Origin of the sequence: Levilactobacillus brevis ATCC 14869 = DSM 20054 (assembly GCF_001433855.1) — a bacterium.
Lineage (GTDB): Bacteria > Bacillota > Bacilli > Lactobacillales > Lactobacillaceae > Levilactobacillus > Levilactobacillus brevis.
Map to the genome: position 1 here is coordinate 189,857 of NZ_AZCP01000004.1, position 18,890 is coordinate 208,746.

At 47.8% G+C, this 18,890-nt stretch carries 16 protein-coding genes; 13 read left to right on the plus strand and 3 right to left on the minus strand.

Translation table 11 applies throughout. The features are described 5' to 3' along the window. Positions 1-139 precede the first annotated feature (139 nt). The 7 genes from FC61_RS08845 to FC61_RS08875 all read left to right on the plus strand — a co-directional run bounded on the left by FC61_RS08845 (position 140) and on the right by FC61_RS08875 (position 8,176). Positions 140-1,342 (plus strand): trans-2-enoyl-CoA reductase family protein, encoded by a 1,203-nt coding sequence (locus tag FC61_RS08845; protein ID WP_042516680.1) that lies wholly within the window; start codon positions 140-142, stop codon positions 1,340-1,342. Positions 1,343-1,565: 223 nt separating this feature from the next. Then, on the plus strand, positions 1,566-2,009 hold the full coding sequence (locus FC61_RS08850) for a flavodoxin domain-containing protein (RefSeq protein WP_021741650.1): 444 nt from the start codon (positions 1,566-1,568) through the stop codon (positions 2,007-2,009). A gap of 27 nt (positions 2,010-2,036) precedes the next feature. Beyond that, positions 2,037-2,561 carry a GNAT family N-acetyltransferase gene (locus tag FC61_RS08855; RefSeq protein ID WP_021741651.1) on the plus strand — a complete coding sequence of 175 codons (525 nt, stop codon included), beginning with the start codon at positions 2,037-2,039 and terminating at the stop codon, positions 2,559-2,561. Positions 2,562-3,177: 616 nt separating this feature from the next. Continuing rightward, the gene (locus tag FC61_RS08860; protein WP_015473150.1) at positions 3,178-4,545 is read left to right on the plus strand and encodes an amino acid permease; all 1,368 of its coding nucleotides are present in this window, start codon (positions 3,178-3,180) and stop codon (positions 4,543-4,545) included. Positions 4,546-4,559: 14 nt separating this feature from the next. After that, positions 4,560-5,237 carry a hypothetical protein gene (locus FC61_RS08865; RefSeq protein WP_021741654.1) on the plus strand — a complete coding sequence of 226 codons (678 nt, stop codon included), beginning with the start codon at positions 4,560-4,562 and terminating at the stop codon, positions 5,235-5,237. A 150-nt stretch (positions 5,238-5,387) separates the two neighbouring features. Beyond that, the gene (locus FC61_RS08870; RefSeq protein WP_035464493.1) at positions 5,388-5,987 is read left to right on the plus strand and encodes a WxL domain-containing protein; all 600 of its coding nucleotides are present in this window, start codon (positions 5,388-5,390) and stop codon (positions 5,985-5,987) included. A 41-nt stretch (positions 5,988-6,028) separates the two neighbouring features. Next, entirely contained in the window at positions 6,029-8,176 is a 2,148-nt protein-coding gene (locus FC61_RS08875; RefSeq protein ID WP_035464497.1) for a lectin-like domain-containing protein, read from the plus strand. A 58-nt stretch (positions 8,177-8,234) separates the two neighbouring features. On the opposite strand, the gene FC61_RS08880 is transcribed toward FC61_RS08875, so the two are convergent. After that, on the minus strand, positions 8,235-9,470 hold the full coding sequence (locus tag FC61_RS08880) for an ArgE/DapE family deacylase (RefSeq protein ID WP_021741657.1): 1,236 nt from the start codon (positions 9,468-9,470) through the stop codon (positions 8,235-8,237). Positions 9,471-9,839: 369 nt separating this feature from the next. Between FC61_RS08880 and adhP the strand changes: the two genes are divergently transcribed. Continuing rightward, positions 9,840-10,850: an alcohol dehydrogenase AdhP gene (gene adhP / locus FC61_RS08885; RefSeq protein WP_021741658.1), complete on the plus strand. Its 1,011-nt coding sequence runs from the start codon at positions 9,840-9,842 to the stop codon at positions 10,848-10,850. A 128-nt stretch (positions 10,851-10,978) separates the two neighbouring features. Here adhP and FC61_RS08890 read toward each other — a convergent pair whose 3' ends face one another. Further along, on the minus strand, positions 10,979-11,395 hold the full coding sequence (locus FC61_RS08890; protein WP_024525852.1) for an Lrp/AsnC family transcriptional regulator: 417 nt from the start codon (positions 11,393-11,395) through the stop codon (positions 10,979-10,981). Positions 11,396-11,601: 206 nt separating this feature from the next. Here FC61_RS08890 and FC61_RS08895 point away from each other — a divergent pair, with 206 nt between their 5' ends. The 3 genes from FC61_RS08895 (at position 11,602) to FC61_RS08905 (ending at position 15,554) form a co-directional block, all read left to right on the plus strand. After that, positions 11,602-12,531 (plus strand): ABC transporter ATP-binding protein, encoded by a 930-nt coding sequence (locus FC61_RS08895; protein WP_021741660.1) that lies wholly within the window; start codon positions 11,602-11,604, stop codon positions 12,529-12,531. Position 12,532: 1 nt separating this feature from the next. Next, positions 12,533-14,053, plus strand: coding sequence for an ABC transporter permease/substrate-binding protein (locus FC61_RS08900; RefSeq protein ID WP_021741661.1), 1,521 nt, complete (start codon positions 12,533-12,535; stop codon positions 14,051-14,053). A 376-nt stretch (positions 14,054-14,429) separates the two neighbouring features. Then, a complete protein-coding gene (locus tag FC61_RS08905) occupies positions 14,430-15,554 on the plus strand; it encodes a vitamin B12 independent methionine synthase (protein ID WP_021741662.1) in 1,125 nt (374 codons plus the stop codon). 61 nt (positions 15,555-15,615) lie between these two features. Here FC61_RS08905 and FC61_RS08910 read toward each other — a convergent pair whose 3' ends face one another. Continuing rightward, positions 15,616-16,170 (minus strand): NADPH-dependent FMN reductase, encoded by a 555-nt coding sequence (locus FC61_RS08910; protein ID WP_035464495.1) that lies wholly within the window; start codon positions 16,168-16,170, stop codon positions 15,616-15,618. Positions 16,171-16,199: 29 nt separating this feature from the next. Between FC61_RS08910 and FC61_RS08915 the strand changes: the two genes are divergently transcribed. Both FC61_RS08915 and FC61_RS08920 read left to right on the plus strand, forming a co-directional pair. Next, positions 16,200-16,694, plus strand: a complete 495-nt coding sequence (locus FC61_RS08915) for a MarR family winged helix-turn-helix transcriptional regulator (RefSeq protein ID WP_011667054.1) — start codon at positions 16,200-16,202, stop codon at positions 16,692-16,694. A 637-nt stretch (positions 16,695-17,331) separates the two neighbouring features. After that, on the plus strand, positions 17,332-18,890 hold a 1,559-nt coding region (locus FC61_RS08920; protein WP_155516310.1), incomplete at its 3' end, for an HAD-IC family P-type ATPase.

Below are 18,890 nucleotides of genomic sequence, written 5' to 3' on the forward strand. Positions count from 1 at the left end.
TGCCAAAAATAAATGAATTTAGCGCGTTTCACCAAGTGTTTGATTATTGGTGGCGCGCTTTTTTACGTTAGCAGGGTAAATCTACCGCTTTTCGCGACCAAAGTGGTAAGTTAGAGGAAATAAGTAAAAAGGTGATGACATGATGACCCACGTGCAGTTGACTGAAAAAATAACAGGTAATGTGGCGCGGTCTGTGAACCCCTTGGGATTACGAGCAATGATGACCCAACAAATGACAGCGATTACGAATCAGGGAACCTATCCGGGACCCCGCCGCGTTTTAGTTTTGGGCGGTTCATCGAGTTATGGACTAGCTAGCCGCTTAACGGCAACTTTTGGCGCCGGGGCTGACACATTATCAGTCGGCTATGATCGGCCACCACAAGGTGAGTCTTTAGGCAGTGCTGGCTGGTGGAATCAAGTTTACTTTAAACAAGCCGCTGAGCAGGCGGGCCATATCGCCCGCAACTTGAATGCAGATGTTTTTTCACCGGCCACGAAACGGGCAGTGATCGAGGAGATTCAAACGCACTTTGGTGGCGCTATCGATTTGTTGGTGTACTCGATTGCTGCGCCTAAGCGCGTGAATCCGGTGAATCCCACCGAGGTCTGGCGCTCAGTGATTAAGCCGCTGGGCCAAGCCGTCACGGATGCGACGTTAGATTTGGAGCATGAAAAAATAGTGTCGACGACTGTGCCCCCGGCCACTGCTACCGAACTGGCTGCCACAATTCATGTCATGGGGGGCGAAGATTGGGAATTATGGGTCCACGCGTTACAGGCTGCCGGGGTGTTAGCTCCCCAGTTTAAGACAGTTTTATATTCCTATGAAGGGCCGACTGCCACGGCGCCAATCTATCATGATGGCACACTGGGTCAGGCTAAGCGGGCAGCCGAAGCCAGTGCCCAGCGCCTGCAAACGTTATTAGCGCCCAGTGGTGGTGAGGCCTTGATCAGCGTTAATCGGTCAGTGACGACCAAAGCCTCCATGGTGATCCCCGGTTTTTCGCGTTACTGCATGGCGTTGTATCAAGTTGAGCAAGCAACTGGGGGTCATGAAGTCCCCGTCCAGCAGATTGACCGATTAATGCGGCAAATGATCTACGGCGATCACCGTGAGCTGGATGAGCGGGGGCGCTTACGTCCAGATGCCGCTGAGTTATCGCCAGCAGTGCAGGCACAAGTGATGCAGTTGTTGCCGCAATTAACCCCGGCGACCTTTACCACCGCTCTTCCTGGCTACCAACAGTTGCGGCGCGAATTTCGACAATTAAATGGTTTTGCGGTCCCCGGGATTGCCAACACGTTGGCGGATAGTGATCTACATGGTCTGACTTACTGATAAGGCACAAGCCGTGCTTTGTCTAGTGCGGCCACATGAATAACCGAGTAAACTAAAGTAAACCGCATAGTATCAGTACTTTTATGCAAACGGAACCAGAAAAAAACCCCAAAAATTGCGTCTTTTTACTAGGGAAACTCAGTAAAAAGGGCTATAATACTTAGCAGTTTCTAGCGAAATTGTGACAGTCGCTAGTCTATTTTGAACGAGGAGACCCTAAATTATGACGTCAGCAATTCAAATTATTTATGCCAGTCAATCTGGTCGGAACCAAGCCATTGCCGGACATTTACAAGCGCAATTAGCGTCTAAAGTCCAAACGGTGGTCACAGAAATCTCACAAGCCGATGCGTTTGCATTATCCGAAAACGATGCCGTTATTGTGGTTACGTATACGTACCACGATGGTGATCTGCCAGATGAAGCCCAAGACTTCTTTGAAGATTTAAAAGAAGTTGATTTGGCACGGACAAAGTTTGCAGTTCTTGGTTCCAGCTCTAAGAAACATATTCACTTCGGTCGCGCGGTCGATTACTTGACCATGCAGTTAAACTCAAGCAACGGTGAACAGGTTGCCGACTCCGTGAAGATCGATCAGGACCCCGACGATGCCGATTGGCAACGTGTCGATCAGTTGGCCCAACGTGTGTTAACCAGTTTAGCTTAGAGAATTTAATGACGAGGTGAAGGTAAAATGTACTTACGTAAGGCAAAGATTGAAGAATTGGATTTAGTTTGTGACATTATCGAAGATGGCAAGCAACAGTTAGCCGATGCCGGGATTGATCAATGGCAAGACAACTATCCTAACCGTGATGTGATTAAGGATGATATCGCTAATGGTCGAGCCGTTATCTACAATAGTGATGACCACGAAACATTAGGGGTGGCGGCGATTGTGCAAGCGCCAGATCATTCCTATGATACGTTGCAAGGTGAGTGGTTAAAGCAAACGGATAAATACGTGACGGTTCACCGGGTAGCCATCTTCTCTCACCACCAAGGCCAAGGATATGCGTCTAAACTATTCCAAGATCTGTTTAGCTATATTGGTGAACATCATCCTGAAAGCGAAAGCATCCGGATTGATACTCACAAAGATAACAAGAAGATGCAACACTTGATCGAAAAGTTTGGTTTTCAAAAGGTCGGCGAAATCGATGGTGTTTACAATCCATCCGACATTTGCTTTGTCTACGAAAAATTACTAACGAAGTAAGCCAAGTGATGGCGTATCTCATGATGAGATGCGCTTTTTTATTTTTGAATTGAAGTGGGGTCTGCCCGCTTGTGTTTTAAATCGGGTGATGATTGCCCGCCCTCTGGTCGCGCCAAAGGGGCTGGAACGTACCGGATACGACTTTAAGCCAAGTAAAGCCCACTTGTCTTAAAGCTCGGTCTTATCCTAAGCGCGCTAAACTCGCGCACTAAGGATAGCAACGGTACTGAGCCCATTTGCCACTTTTCGCCCGGGCTACGGTGGTGTGGCCGGGTCGCACTGGTTAAGTCCAATTAGAACAAGTCTATCTCGTTGTTTTGTGAATATTAGCATTGGTGTGTTGGTTATTACTCGTGCCCACAGCCACTCACATGAGACGCGTGTCTGGAAGGCGGCACGGCTACAACGACTCAAATAAAACGCATGTTTAGAAGACTGGCGGAAAGCATTACGGATCGGTGAGAACCATTGAAAGAATCCCTATTTTGCGGCATACTGGATAGAGAGTTGGGCTAGTTTGTAATCAAAATAAGAAAAAACGATTGCGAAAAACGTCTAAATCAGGTAGCATTTCCTAATAAAGTTTTAATATTTTGAACAGAAAGAGGGAATTGGATTGCAAAGAAGACTGAGCGCCCGTCAAATGCAGATGATTGCACTGGGCGGTACGATTGGCGTTGGACTATTTATGGGGTCTGGTTCCACCATTAAGTGGACGGGCCCGTCCGTCCTCATTGCCTATATTATTTCTGGCGTTTTTCTCTATTTGATTATGCGGGCTTTAGGTGAAATGTTGTATGTGCACCCCACAACGGGGTCCTTTGCCACGTTTGCCTCGGAATATATGCATCCAGTCTTTGGGTTCCTCACAGCATGGAGTAATATTTTTCAATTCATTGTGGTGGGGATGAGTGAAATGATCGCGTTAGGCGGTTATTTCCGATTTTGGTGGCCCAACCTACCGGATTGGATTCCAGGATTAGTCGCGATTACATTCCTCTGTATTGCCAATCTGATTTCAGTAAAAATGTTTGGCGAGCTAGAATTTTGGTTTGCCTTGATTAAAGTGGTTACGATTATTTTAATGATTATTGCCGGTTTAGGTCTCATTTTATTTGGGTTTGGTAATGGCGGTCATGCGATCGGTATCAGTAACTTATGGCGTAATGGTGGCTTCTTCACTGGCGGTGCCAAAGGGTTTATTTATGCGTTAGCCATTGTGTTGGCATCATATCAGGGGATTGAATTGATTGGTGTCACGGCTGGTGAAGCGGAGAATCCGCAACACACTTTGGTCGCCGCGATTCGGTCAACGGTGGCCCGCATTTTGATCTTTTACGTGGGAGCGATCTTTGTGATTGTCGCCATCTATCCATGGAATCAGCTGAACCAAATTGGGTCGCCATTTGTTCAGACGTTTGCGAAGATCGGGATTACCGCAGCGGCCTCCATCATTAACTTTGTGGTGATCACAGCGGCGTTGTCCGGTTCCAATTCCGGGATTTACAGTGCCAGTCGGATGGCCTTTACCCTAGCGGAGAAGCACCAATTACCAAAGAAGATGACTTTGTTAAATCGTCACGGTGTGCCTTTTTACTCCGTGGTAGCAATCTCCATTGGGATTGGTATCGGGGTGGTCTTAAATGTGGTCTTGCCCATGTACTTCAAGGATGCCAGTCAAATCTTCGTGATGGTTTACAGCTCCAGCGTGCTACCCGGCATGGTGCCATGGTTCGTGATTTTGATTAGTGAAATTGCCTTTCGCAAACAAAACCAGCAGCACATGGCGGAGCATCCATTCAAAATGCCATTTGCGCCTTGGTCCAACTATATTACGCTAGTATTCTTAGCGATTACGTTGATTTTCATGTTTTTGAATCCAGAAACACGGGTTTCAATTCTGGTAGGTGTGGTGTTCTTAATGGTGATGACCATCATTTACTTCAGAAAGTATCAACCACGAGAAAAAGCAAACAAGTCATGAAATGGGGTTAAACGATGAGTCGGCCAGGAAATTATGGTAAATCGAGTCGCTTAAAACAACTCCGACAGCTTAAACGAAAGAAACGCCAGCAGGCCAGTCGTACAATTGCTTGGGATCAGGTTGAGGACTTCTTGTTGGGCCGCTATCACTTGGTACAAGGCAATCGGTTACCAGCAACTGTGGACGCCACTGTGCAACGGTTCTTTAGCGAATGGCTACAAACGGCGTTGGCTCAAGGAGAACAACAGCCACGGTGGGATATTGCAGCAATTACGGCGACGACGTTTAAACGAATTGGTAATCAGGTGCCGTGGCAATTTTATGCCGTCTTGCTGGAGCAGGTCATGGCGTGGCAAAAGTTCTTGTTACGTGAGGGCCCGGTGGTGCCGCTCGCAACACCGCGGCGGATTATCAAACCCCTGACAGCGACGGCCTGGGCCGCACTAGTTGCCGATCAATTGGCGGTGAACTTACTAACGATTATGGCGACGCCGATTATGGCGACGCCGATTACGGCTAAGCAACGCGAGCAGTTGACCAAAAGCTTCTTAGCAGATGGTCACGTTCAATGGTCGGCGGTCGCTGCGCTCTTTTCGCCGTTGGGATTCACCATTCAAGCATCCGCTGACGAGGCAGCCCATCAGTGGCTAACTGAGTTACTAGCCTTAACGGTGAGCGACTTTCATCACTAAAGCACTAAATACGAAAGACCGGCTAAAAGCTGGTCTTTTTTTCTACGACCGATTACTATTCAAGATGACTTGAAGTGGGGATTGGTTAACTTTCAAAGCCGCTAACTAGTGGCTTAATGCTTTACGGTCATGGTCAGGGAGGTGAAGCTGATGACTCATCATGCCCCCAAACGGCGACTAACTGTCGCCATTAGTCTTTTCATAATCAGCGTATTAGCGTTCCCGGTTGATGCGGCAGCTGCTCAATCAACTGGGAATGTTGACCAGGAAACGGCAACCGTAGCAACAGCCGTTGATGCAGTACCGACCTTAGATGCAGTGCCCAATATTGATTTTGGCGAAAATAGCACGCCGAACACCCAGTCCGGCCGTTATCTGGCTGCCACGGTGGATCAGCCGTTACAAGTGACCAATCCCGGGCTCACGAGTGGCTGGGCGGTTCAACTTAAAAGCTCTGGTTTTACAGATCAAGTGGGGGATTCCTTGCGTGGAGCCATGCTGTTGCTTGGCACGCCAGCGATTATGTCGCCTAACACCGGCAATTCATCAACGCCGCCAACGGCCAATCAAGTCAGTGTGGCTGGATCTGATAGCGATCAAGTGATCTGGTCGGCACCGCAGAATGGTGGCTTAGGTCAGTGGGTCGCAACCTATGCGCTCAACACCATTCAACTAACTGTGCCGGCTGGACAAGTGGCCGGATTATATACCACAACCTTAACGTGGCAACTGGATGACGCGCCGCAATGACCGGCCGGGTAATTGCGTATTGGGGAAAGGGGGAGTTGGCGGTGCTAAAATGGCGATGGGGTGCTGGCCTGCTTGCACTAGTGTTAGCTTTGGGTGTTAGCACGATTGCTCGGGCCGATAGTGATTATGATGATGCGTTGGCAACGGCTCCGCAGGGAATTTCGTTGAATAAAGATAATGCGATTTTAACGGTTGATACGTCTGGTTATAGCTCATCAGCCATTGTGAACGCGACTAATCCGGCGACACCGGGAACCCAGATCGCCATGGTGAATAACAACACCTACCAATTTGGGTCGATTTGGTCGACAGATGAGAACTACTTTGATTTAACACAGGATGAGACAGCCTCCATGTGGTTATATTTTGGCAATCAGGGGACCCAGGCCGCCGACGGAATGGCCTTTGTCTTGCAAAATGATCCCAGAGGCGTGGCGGCCATACCGGATTATCCAACGCCGGGAAAGGCCATTGGCGAAACCCTAGGTGTCTGGGGTGTCGATATGGCTAAACGCCAAGGCTCGGTCGATAAACTAGCGCAGACCGCTATTCAAGATAGCTGGGCCCTGGAATTTGATACCAATCGGAATGCCAGTACTGGCGGTAAGGCTGCCGGCTATGCCAACTCATTTGACATCGGTATGCCAGCCGTTCACATTGGGTCCAACTATCCCGGCGATGGGTCGTCGTATATTCGCCATGTCGACCACGGCCTTCCCGTGTTGGGGGTCATTCAGCCAGATAACTATTATTACGGACTCAACCATCTTGGCGTAATTGCGGACGAGTCACAGCCGAATTTTTTATCGAACGGTCAATGGCACCATGTGACCTTATCTTGGAAAGCGGCCGCTAAGCAGATGACGTATACGTTTAACGATAAAAACCCGCAAACCGGTGCCGTGCAGCCAGGTGTAAGCCGGACGGTCACGATTGATCCAACTAAGATTGACCCGAACAATACCGGAAAAATACGGTGGGGCTTTACTGGTGCGACTGGATCACGGTATGAAAATAACCTAGTGGTATTTGAAAGTGTTCCCGGCCTAGTAGAAGCCAATACCACGGCAACGATGACGGATCTGACTCAGAAGCAACCGGTAGATAGTTCTCACAGTGTGGTGAGTCACGATAAACTACAAGTAGATTACCATCTTGCGTATAATGGCGGTCGTCAGTCATGGTCGAGCATTGAGGGCCATTTGAAATTACCCGCTAATATCAGCTATGAGACCGCCAAGATTACCTATGCAAATCAACCAGCGGAAACACTTGATGCGAGTCAAATTAGTCAACAAAAGCTAACGGCAGCGCTCCACCAGTCGTTTAATCAGACTAACGACGCAGCGACCGTTAGTCTAACCGGAGAAGCTGATGAGGTCGCTAAAAGCACGACGGTTCCGGCAACCACGAGCACCTTTGTCTCAAATGCTTACGTGGGCACCGCCGATACGCCGAGCTTCCAGCTTAATCCCAATGTTGATTTGAATCTGAGTGTCACGAGTGACAACCCGTTAGCACTCAAACCAGAAACTGATACGGTGATGACCGGCAAAGTGCACCTGAACACGAGCGCCACGGCGCCACCGCAAGTCACGATTCACCCCGTGTTAAACGGGACGCGGCTTACCGCCATTACCCCAGCGACTGATGGCACCTTTTCACTGCCACTGGCGGCTAGTGATTTGCAGGCGGGGACCAACACCTTAACGTTGGTGGCAACTGCTGACACGGGTGATACCTCGAACACGGTGACCGTGCCCATTACGGTTGCTGGTGACTTGAAATTTAGCGATGTCGCGTCTACCAGCCATTTTCAGACGGCCACTTTAACCGGTCAAGATCAGGTGGTTAAACGGGGAGATGACTGGCGCTTAGCCGTGAGTGATACCCGTGGAACTGGCCGCCAATGGGTGCTGGATGTTCAGGCAACCCCGTTTGTAGCTGATAACGGGACGGCTTTGGCTGGGGGGCCGATGTATGTTGATGCGTATGGGTCAGTCGCAATTGACGAGGTACCAACCCCGATTGTTTGGCACACCACAGATGACCGTGATCACGACGGCGTTTATGATGTTATGGGGAATTGGTCTGCCGATCAGGGGCTCTTACTAGCCGTCGATGGTGGCGCTGTGAGTGGTAACTATACGAGTACGATCACTTGGACTTTGGGAGATGTTCCCAGTTAAGGCAGTAAAAAAGCTTTCCCCAATCAGATTGAGGGAAGCTTTTTAGTTAGGACTGAATTTAAGCTAGCAAACGTGTAATCATTTTTTCATAAATGGTGATGAAGCGGTGATACATGTCTAAGTCAACGTATTCATTCACTTGATGGGCCGTGATGTTCCCCGGGCCAAAGACCACGACGTCGATATCTGGATTAACCGCAACGAAGGATGACGCGTCAGTCCCACCAGGAACCCCGATGAGCGGTAAGACTTGTTGTAAGTCGGTCTCACCGATTTCCTTAGCCGCTTTAACCACTGGCGCATCATCGGCAGTGTGCACGGGATACAGGTTACTGTGAATATCTAGGGACAGTTGTTCCCCGTTAGCATTTAGCTCGTCGATGAGCTGCTGGATATCAGCGGCTAACTTGGTGTTCGGCACTTCCGGAATGGTTCTAATCTTAACCGAAATCGAGGCACTGGCTGGAACCGTGTTAATCTGCTCGCCACCCTGAATCAGAGTGACAACGGGAACCGTGGCCCCTAAGACCGGATTCTTCTTATCGGTGATAGTCGCGAAGTAGGCCTGTTGTTTTTGGTAGAAGGTTAGCAGTGAATCAATGGCATTTTTACCAATTTCTGGCATTGAACTATGTGCCGCCACACCTTGAGCACTCACTGTATACGTTAAAGAGCCCTTGTGTGCCAACTCAATAAAGTGTTGCTCAGTTGTTTGATTGGCCGCCATTAATTTATTAGCGCTATCTTGGTTAATTTGCAACATCTGTTGAATTTGCGGGGTGGCGACTGCTTGCTTAACGACACCGCTGGGTTCACCGACAATGAGCGTATCTAAGTCCTTGGCATAGCCAGCTTCAGCCAACTGCCGGGCACCAAATTGACCATATTCTTCACCGACCGTCGCCATTAAACGTAACGTCCCATGGAGTGGCACGTTATTTTCCTTCAAATGGATCATCGCAAAGACACCAGCCATTAAGCCAGATTTCATATCTGTAGTGCCTCGACCAAACATTTTACCATCGGCAATTTTGGCAGACAAAGCGTCTGCGTCCCACTTGGCAGCGTCACCCAAAGCCACGATATCCTCATGACCATCAAATCCCACGACAGGGCCGTTACCGTCGCCGATCTCGGCCACTAGGCTGACCCGATCAGGTTCGTAAGCGACCGCCTTACTATCAATACCATGCTTGGCCAATAAGTCAGCTAAGTAGTCGGCAACAATCTTTTCGTTACCATTAACTGTGTTGAGCTTGATGACGTCACTGAGTGCTTGCACAACTTCATCCATTTTTTCCACCTCATTAGTTTAAGTTGAAACGCGATACTGTAATTGGTTAATGAAAATAACCAAGCTCCCAACTTGATTACAGCACTTTTTAGGGGACTGGTCAAGGTAGGCGTTGGATCTGATTAGTAATGAAAATTTGATTCATGAAAGCATGAATGATTAGGGCTATTTTTAGATAATGGGGTACCATTTGTAAATCTGTGAAGAGCTTTACAAAGTAAGTGACTTATAGGAAAGAAAATTAGGCATAAGGTCCTGATAAATAAAGGTGTTGACATCATGTAAGCGCTTACGCATAATGAGAATTGCCTACTAGTAAACCATTAGACACACCATTAAACCAATATCTTGAGGAAGGAAGTTTTCGTGATGAAAGCTGCAGTTGTTCGTGATAGTTTAGATGGGTATGTAGATATTAAAGAGGTACCAGTACGGGAAATTAAGGCCAATGAAGCCTTAGTTGATGTGGAATATTGTGGTTTATGTCACACTGATTTACACGTCGCTCAAGGTGACTTTGGCAACACTGCTGGTCGAGTGATCGGCCACGAAGGGGTTGGCCGGGTTAAAGAAATTGGGAGTGACGTCACCAGCTTAAAGGTGGGGGACCGAGTATCAATCGCCTGGTTCTTTGCCGGGTGTGGTCACTGTGAATACTGTTTGACCGGCCGTGAAACACTGTGCCGGAACGTTGAAAATGCCGGGTTCAACGTGGATGGTGCGATGGCTGAACAGGTTATCGTGAAAGCTGATTATGCGGTCAAGGTACCAGAAAATCTTGATCCCGTGCAAGCCAGCTCGATCACGTGTGCTGGAGTCACCACATATAAGGCGTTAAAAGTTGCCAACATACATCCTGGTGAATGGGTCACTATTTATGGTTGTGGTGGTCTCGGAAACTTAGCCATCCAATGGGCGAAGAATGTCTTTAAGGCCCACGTTATTGCGATCGATATCAATGATGATAAACTAGCCAGTGCTAAAAAGGTCGGCGCTGATTTAACCTTCAATTCTAAGACAGAAGATTCTGGCGCTTGGGTGCAAGATAAAATCGGTGGTGCCCACGCCGCAGTGGTTACTGCCGTTTCACAAATTGCCTTTGACCAAGCGATTGGGTCTGTGCGGGCTGGTGCTCGCGTCGTTGCCGTTGGGCTGCCAAAGGGTGCCATGGAAGTATCCATCGTGAAAGTGGTCTTGGATGGTATCGAAATCGCTGGTTCTCTGGTAGGAACGCGACAAGATTTAGCTGAAGCCTTCCAGCTATGTGCTGAAGGGGATGTCACGCCAATCGTAGCCACCCGGAAACTCGATGAAGTTAATGACATTATTGATGAGATGAAAGCCGGGAAGATTGAAGGCCGGATGGTCGTCAAATTCTAAGGGTTTCTCCCAATTGGGAGAGAACCGCCCACATCGAACAGTATAGTATTGTAGAAATATCAAATAGCAATTCAAAAAGACGATGGCTAAAGCCACCGCCTTTTTTGGCTCATGAACCGTGTTGATACTCAAAATAACTCGTCAATGGCGTCGATGACGCGATAAGTCGCTACCATACTTAGCGCTTGGAGGAATTGACTCAGTCGATGCTGATCGGGGAAGGCCCCTTCAATGAGATGGGTAAAGTCGCCGGTCGTTTGGTAATGATGGCGAATGTCTTGACGATAGGTTTGAATAAGTTCACGATAGGCTGATTGTTGCTGGGCTGCAACGGCAACCTGAATGAAGACTTGTCGCATGAAGCCCATCTTTTCCAGGTCAACTTCGATGGTGTAACGCTTAATGATGCCAGCATCTTCCAAGCGTTGAATGCGTGCCGCAACGGCTGGGGGTGTTAGGTGAACGAGTTGGGCTAGTTGGGTCACCTTAATCCGGCAATTGTGATTCAGTTCCTTAATAATCTGTAAGTCTGTGGGATCACTCACGGTAAACACCTTTTTTTATCAAATTTTTTCGGGTAAAGACTTTCTTTTTAATATTAACAGTTAGGCGAAATAAATGTAAAGTAGGGGCTATTGCCGTTCAATAGGCCGAGGTCTTTTCTTAGGTAAATAACGAAATATTAGTATAATGAAATCGTACAGGCCCATGATGGTAATCGGGCAAAACGATAGAGGTTTGGAGGTTCCCAATGATAGAGTTTAAACAGGTTAGCAAACAATACACGGAACAATTGGCATTGGATGATCTGAATTTGACGATTCCAACCGGAGATTTTTTCGTATTGGTGGGACCTAGTGGGAGTGGTAAAACCACCACACTGAAGATGCTTAATCGGTTGATTGAACCAACCGATGGGGATATTTATTTTGATAATCAACGGTTAATCGACTATAAGCTACGTGATTTGCGGTTACAAATGGGGTATGTCTTACAAAACATTGCGTTATTCCCGAATCTAACCATTCAAGAAAATATTGCGATTCAAGCGGAATCTTTGGGGTGGCCCCGAAAAGAACGGGTGGCCCGGGCCCGAGCGTTGTTAGAACAAGTCGATTTGGACCCGGATCAATATGCCACGCGAATGCCGAGTGAACTCTCCGGTGGCGAACAGCAGCGGGTGGGAATTATTCGGGCATTAGCGATTAAGCCCAAGGTTGTTTTGATGGACGAACCCTTTAGTGCCCTAGATCCCTTGTCACGCAAGCAGTTACAGGACTTGGTGTTGCAACTACATCGCGAACTCAAGATGACTTTTGTCTTTGTCACCCATGATATGCATGAAGCATTACGCTTGGGTCAACACATTGCGGTCATGCGGTTAGGTCACATTCAACAGGTTGGTACGGGTGAAGAGATTATGCACCATCCAGCTAACGAGTTCGTACGCGGCTTTTTTGAAAATGAACATACACCCCGGCCGGCGACAGTCCAGGTATTGGTGAGTCAGGGGTATGGTGCAACCACCACAACGGCCGCTACGTTACCAGTAACGGCTACGGTCAATGAACTAGCGGCGGCCTTAAAGCAAGGGCCAGTTATCGTTGGCACTGCGTCAGGGAATCGGACATTGACGACCGCTGATTTATTAGACTATTTGGCACAAACGGAGGTGGAGTAGCGTGCAACAAATTTGGCATATCTTACACACGCAGGGCGGTGAAATCGTCCAGTCCATCGGCCAACATATCGGCTTATCGTTGATATCGTTACTCATTGCGGCAGTCATTGCGATTCCACTCGCGATTATTTTGATGAATCACCAACGGCTGGCTAAGGTGATGCTCCAGATCACTAGCATCTTACAGACTATTCCAAGTCTGGCATTGTTGGGAATCTTAATTCCACTGGTGGGGATTGGAACGGTGCCATCGATTATTGCGTTGGTGATTTACGCGGTCATGCCCATCTTCCAGAATACGTATTCGGGGTTAACGACCATTGACCCCAGTTTGGAGGAAGCAGCGACAGCGTTTGGGTTGTCACGGCGGATGAAGCTACTGCGGATTGAGTTGCCGTTAGCTTTGCCGATGATTATTTCAGGGATTCGGATTGCCATGGTCATGATCATTGGAACGGCCACTTTGGCCGCTTTGATTGGGGCTGGCGGACTGGGAACCTATATTCTGTTAGGGATTGAAACCAATAACAATGCGCTCCTAATTATTGGGGCCGTCTTGTCGGCGATTCTTGCGCTGGTTTTTGGGGCGGGAATCGACTGGTTAGGTCGCTTGTCTTTTAAAAAGGCGGGGATTGTGTTAGCAACACTGGTTGTGCTAATTGGTGGCTTTGCGGGTTATCGTCAATTGACTAACACGCAAACGACGCTCACCGTTGCCGGTAAATTGGGCAGTGAACCCGAGATTCTAATTAATATGTATAAGGACTTGATCGAACACGATCATCCGAATATTAAGGTCAATACGAAGGCTAATTTTGGTGCGACGTCATTTTTGTTTAAGGCGTTGCAATCGGGTTCCATTGATATTTATCCTGAATTTACCGGAACGGTATTAGAATCGCTGGTGAAAACCAAGCAATCGGCCAGTCACAGTCCGGCTAAAACCTACCAGTTGGCTAAGTCAGCCTTGAAGTCACAATACCAGATGGCTTATTTGAAACCCATGGCCTACCAAAATGGTTATGATTTGGCAGTCACGCGTCAGTTTTCTAAGAAGTATCACGTTAAGACGATTTCGGACTTAATTCAGGTTGAAAATCGGGTTCACGCGGGTTTTGACCCGGACTTTAATCAACAAAAAGATGGTTATCCCGGACTACGGCAGGCTTACGGGTTGAAGTTTGCTAGTGTTAAGACGATGGAACCCTCGATTCGCTATAAAGCAATTGCCAACGGCAAGGTGAACTTGGTTGATGGCTATACCACCGATCCGGAGGTTCAAGAGTATCATTTAGTGGTCTTAAAAGATGATCGACATTTCTTCCCGCCATATCAGGGCGCACCGTTGATGTCAGAGAAGCTATTGACAGATCATCCTGAACTACGGACGACACTCAACAAGTTAGCCGGGAAGGTAACAACCACGGATATGCAAAAAATGAACTATCAAGTATCCGTAAAGCACCAAAAAGCGGCAGTCGTTGCGCGGGATTATCTCAGAAGTCATGGTTTCTTGAATTAGAACCCGAACTTGACAATAATGAGAAATACGCTTAGAATTACCACTAATTTCTAATTGGTCTGTCATAAATAAAGCTCGGAGAAGAGTAGTGATAGTCGTGTTGTGCAGTGAGCCCGAACAGTGAGAACGGGTCAACCACGGTATCATGAAGATGAACTCCTAATAGCTATTGAGCGATTCACGTTGCTCAGTCGGTAGGAACCGTTAGCTTTCCGGGTATCAACTGGTACCGTTGAGGCAAGGTCTGTGAGGATCTTGTGAATTTAGGGTGGTAAAACGACGCGTTCGTCCCTTGAACTTAGTAATGAGTTCGGGGGACGAACGCGTTTTTTCGTGATTGACGGGCAGGCCATCAGACTTTTAGGAGGTTATTCAAATGACAGTAACGGCAATTAAATTTCCATATCGGTATGATGTCGTCGGGAGCTTATTACGACCGGTAGTTTTAAAGGATGCCCGGGCCCAGTTTGCGGCCGGAAAGATTGATGCAGAGCAGTTGCAAACCGTCCAGCGAGCCGAAACGAAGCGCGTCGTCGACCAACAGGTGGCATTAGGCCTCAAAGCAGTCACTGATGGTGAGTTTAACCGAAGCTGGTGGCATTTGGACTTTCTGTGGGGCCTAACTGGCGTGGGACACTATGATTATCATCAAAGCTATAAATTTCACGGGAGCCAGACGCGAACGGATAATGCCGATCTGATTGGGAAAGTGGCCTTTAATCCTGAGCATCCCTTTTTCACCAGTTTTCAGTATTTACAGAGCTTGGTCCCAGCAGGGGTGACGGTTAAGCAAACGATTCCCTCGCCGACCATGCTATTTCGAGATAATCGTAGTGACAATTGGGCCACGTATTATGAGACTTGGTCAGATTATCTGGATGATTTGGCCCAGGCTTATCACGACACAATCCAGCATTTTTATGACCTCGGCTGTCGCTATATCCAGCTTGACGATACCACGTGGGCATTTCTGATTAGCAAGCTCAATGAAACAGCGACAGATGCAGCGGCCCACCAGAAATACGTTACGCTAGCGACGGATGCCGTGCGGGTAATCAATCAACTATTAGCGGGTTTGCCAGATGATTTAACGGTAACGACGCACATCTGTCGGGGAAACTTCAAGTCAACGTATCTCTTTTCCGGTGGTTATGATGACGTGGCGGATTATCTAGGTCAATTGCATTATGACGGCCTTTTTCTTGAGTACGATAGTGATCGTGCCGGTGATTTCACGCCGCTGCGGAAAATCTGGCATGGTGATCCGGATAAGCGCTTAGTCTTAGGCCTGATTACATCAAAATTCGCGGAATTGGAAGATCCAACGGTGATTAAGGCGCGGATTCAGGCTGCAGCTCAGCAAGTGCCGTTAGCCAACTTGGCCTTGTCAACGCAATGTGGCTTTGCCTCGACGGAAGAAGGCAACACGTTAACCGAAGATCAGCAGTGGGCAAAACTCAAACTAGTCAAACAGATTGCTACAGACGTTTGGGAGGCTTAAACTGATAATGATAAAAATGTGTCCCCGTGGACGTTAAAAGTCTACGGGGACACATTTTAGTTTAGTCAGTCAAGCGATGAACAAATTCAGCGCCTAATTGTTGCGCGTAAAATTGGTAAGGTGCCAAGGCTTGTTGGGCGTCGATAAATTGTTCGTTTTCAGTCAGGTCGGTCTTCTTTAATGTCAGTTGGAGGTTAGTACTCATGAGCTGCATCTTTAAGCCACGGACAACCAATTGCATGCCCAGTGCGGCCTGAAATCCACCATGACCACCGTAGGAGACCAGGCTAACTGGCTTGCCGCGCCATTCAGTGTATAGATAATCCAAGGCATTCTTGAGAGGTGCCGGATACCCCCAATTGTATTGGGGAAAGAGAAGGACGAATCCATCGTAGCTTTGAATTAATTGACTCCACGCCTTCGTGTGTGCCAGCTCGTAATGACCATCTGAAGGTTGAGCGACTTCGTCTAAGAAGGGCAACTGAATGTCAGCGAGGTCAATGAGATCGATCTGAAGGTCAGATTGGGCCATCGCCGTTTGTAACCAAGTGGCAATGCTCATACTGATTCGGTTGGGTCGAGTTGATCCGATAATGATACCGATTTTTTTAGTCATGAAAAGCTCCTTAAATGTGTCATTAATTCGTGCATTATGCACACATCTTAGCACGCTTCTGTTATAATAACAATATGGATAATGATATTTTTGAAGCATTGTTTGAAATTGTCACGTTTTTTAATCAACCCCAGCAGGATCGTCAGTTACTGAAGCAGGCTAATTTGACGTTAGAACCGGCAGCCTTGCCCATCATTGTTAGAATTGGTCGGCAACCGGAGATTAGCATCGGTGAATTGGCTAATCAGATTGGGCGAAATCATTCGTCAATCAGTCGTCAGGTCGATAAGTTGGTCACAGCGGGATGGCTCGTGGAGGTCGAGCGACGGGATCAACGGATTCGGCAATTAACCTTAAGCGATCAGGGTAAACGCGCTTTATTACAAATTAAGGTTGCCCGCGAGGCTGGGTTACGTCAGCACTTGGCAGACTATTCCAATTCGGAACGGATCGAATTACTACAAGTCTTACAGCGATTGGCTAAAACATTAACCACACCTGACGATCCGGATGATAATCAGTAAAATGACTGCCGCAGTCATCATTGCGGCAGTCATTTTGTGCAAAAAAATTAACCTCATTGAATCGAACTGGGATTTAGTCTGATTCAATAAGGTTAATTATTCAATTGGACACAGTAACTAACGGTGCATTTTCCGGGTACACCGCCGACTGTTACCAAAAAAGCTTTAGTTTGTCGTCAGTTTGTTAAGCAATTGTTTTACGACATCTTTATAATAACAAAGAAATCAAGGGCTGCGGGCGATTTTGGCAATTTGTAATATTACAATTTTACGGGCCGATTTTAAATATCACAGATATTGTAAATGACTTGTACTGAGAGGGTTACTGTTGAATTTTAAAGGTAAAAATCAGCGTATATTTATTCATGAGGTGTCCGCTAAGCATGACGAGCAACTAGCGGAGGTTGATACGCCAATCTTCACAAGGATTACTTAATTACGACCATTATCGATTTACCCCATTGTTAAATTTTGATTGCAGACGACCAAAACAGATGCAAAGCTGACCAAAACTTGGTAAAATTCAATCAACGACTAAAAAGATTTGGAGGTGGACGTCTTGTACCGCTTGTACGCTGCATTACCAATTCCAGACCGCTAATTTAAAATTTGTTAAACGAAGGGAAGACCATTATTCATGGCGCAAGAATCAAAGATAACGGCAACAACCACTGAAACAGAGACCACCGACCCCGGACCCAGCCAGCAGCCGCCTTTATGGCAACGCTCGACTGAGTCCTTACTTGTTGATTTTAAAACCGACGAGACGCAAGGGTTAACAACTACTGAGGCCAAGCGACGACTTACAGAGAATGGTCCTAACGAACTGACCGCCAAAAAGCAATCGAACTTGTTGCGCTTCTTGAAGCAATTTAACAACTCGATTATTTATATTTTGGCTGCGGCGGCCTTGATCACTTTTCTTATGCACCACTATTCCGATTCGATTGTGATTGGGCTGGTGATTATTGCCAACGCGTTCATTGGCTATTTCCAGGAACGCTCGGCCGATAATGCCTTGGACCGGATAAAGGCGTTGTTGGTTTCTGAAGCCGTCGTCATTCGTGACGGTCAAAAAGTCACCTTACCAGCACGAGAGTTGGTAGCTGGTGATCTTGTTCAACTGGAAGCGGGAGATACGGTTCCAGCCGATATGCGGCTGATCAACGCAGACAACTTGAAGATTCAAGAGTCCGCGTTGACCGGGGAAACCGATTCAGTTGAAAAAGGAGAAGATCCGTTGTCAGCGGCGACCTTACCGTTGGCTGAACGGTCTAATCAGGCATTCGCTTCAACGGCGGTAACCAGTGGATCGGCGCGAGGTATCGTGACCACGACCGGTTCAGCAACTGAAATCGGAAGTATCCAGCAAAATGTGGCTGATGTGAAGCAGCAGGCCACTCCACTGATGAAGAACCTGAATAGCTTAGGTTTAGGGTTATCCATCGCCATTTTAATTGCGGCTGTGCTGTTATTTATCTTGGGAATGATGACCCACGTTTACAGTCTGCCAGTCTTGTTGGTGGCCGTCATTACGATGGTCGTTGGGTCGATGCCCGAAGGTTTGCCAGCTAGTACCTCAGTGGTGTTAGCGATGGGGACGCAGGCGATGACGAAACAAAATGTGATCGTCAAGACGTTGCCCGCGGTAGAAACGTTGGGTGCAGTGGATATTGTCAATACCGATAAGACCGGGACCTTGACCAAAAATGAAATGACCGTCACCGATGTATTAACGACTCAGGATACGTATACCGTGTCTGGCGTGGGCTACGATGCTACGGGGCAAGTCGAAAATGATGAAGGCCAACGAGTCGCTTGGCAAGAAGATCCTGACTTAGAGTGGTTAGTACAGATTGCTGGGCAAACCTCTGACGCAGAATTCCATGAGGAAGACGGTCAGTGGGTATTGACGGGTGAGCCAACCGATGGGGCGTTGACGGCGCTTTATCACAAGTTGGTGGGCCATGATCCAGCCCCACAAGAGATTGATTCACAGCCGTTTGACTCAGCCACCCGTTACTCTGCGCGACTGGTTGACTTCAAGGATCAGCGGTGGTTATTGGTTAAAGGTGCCCCACAAACCCTGATCCGCCAGATGAAAGAACAGGGCGAGACCGTTGATGAAGCGGCTTGGCAGGCCCGACTATCACAGCTAACCCACCAAGGTAAGCGGGTCGTGGCGTTGGGTTACCA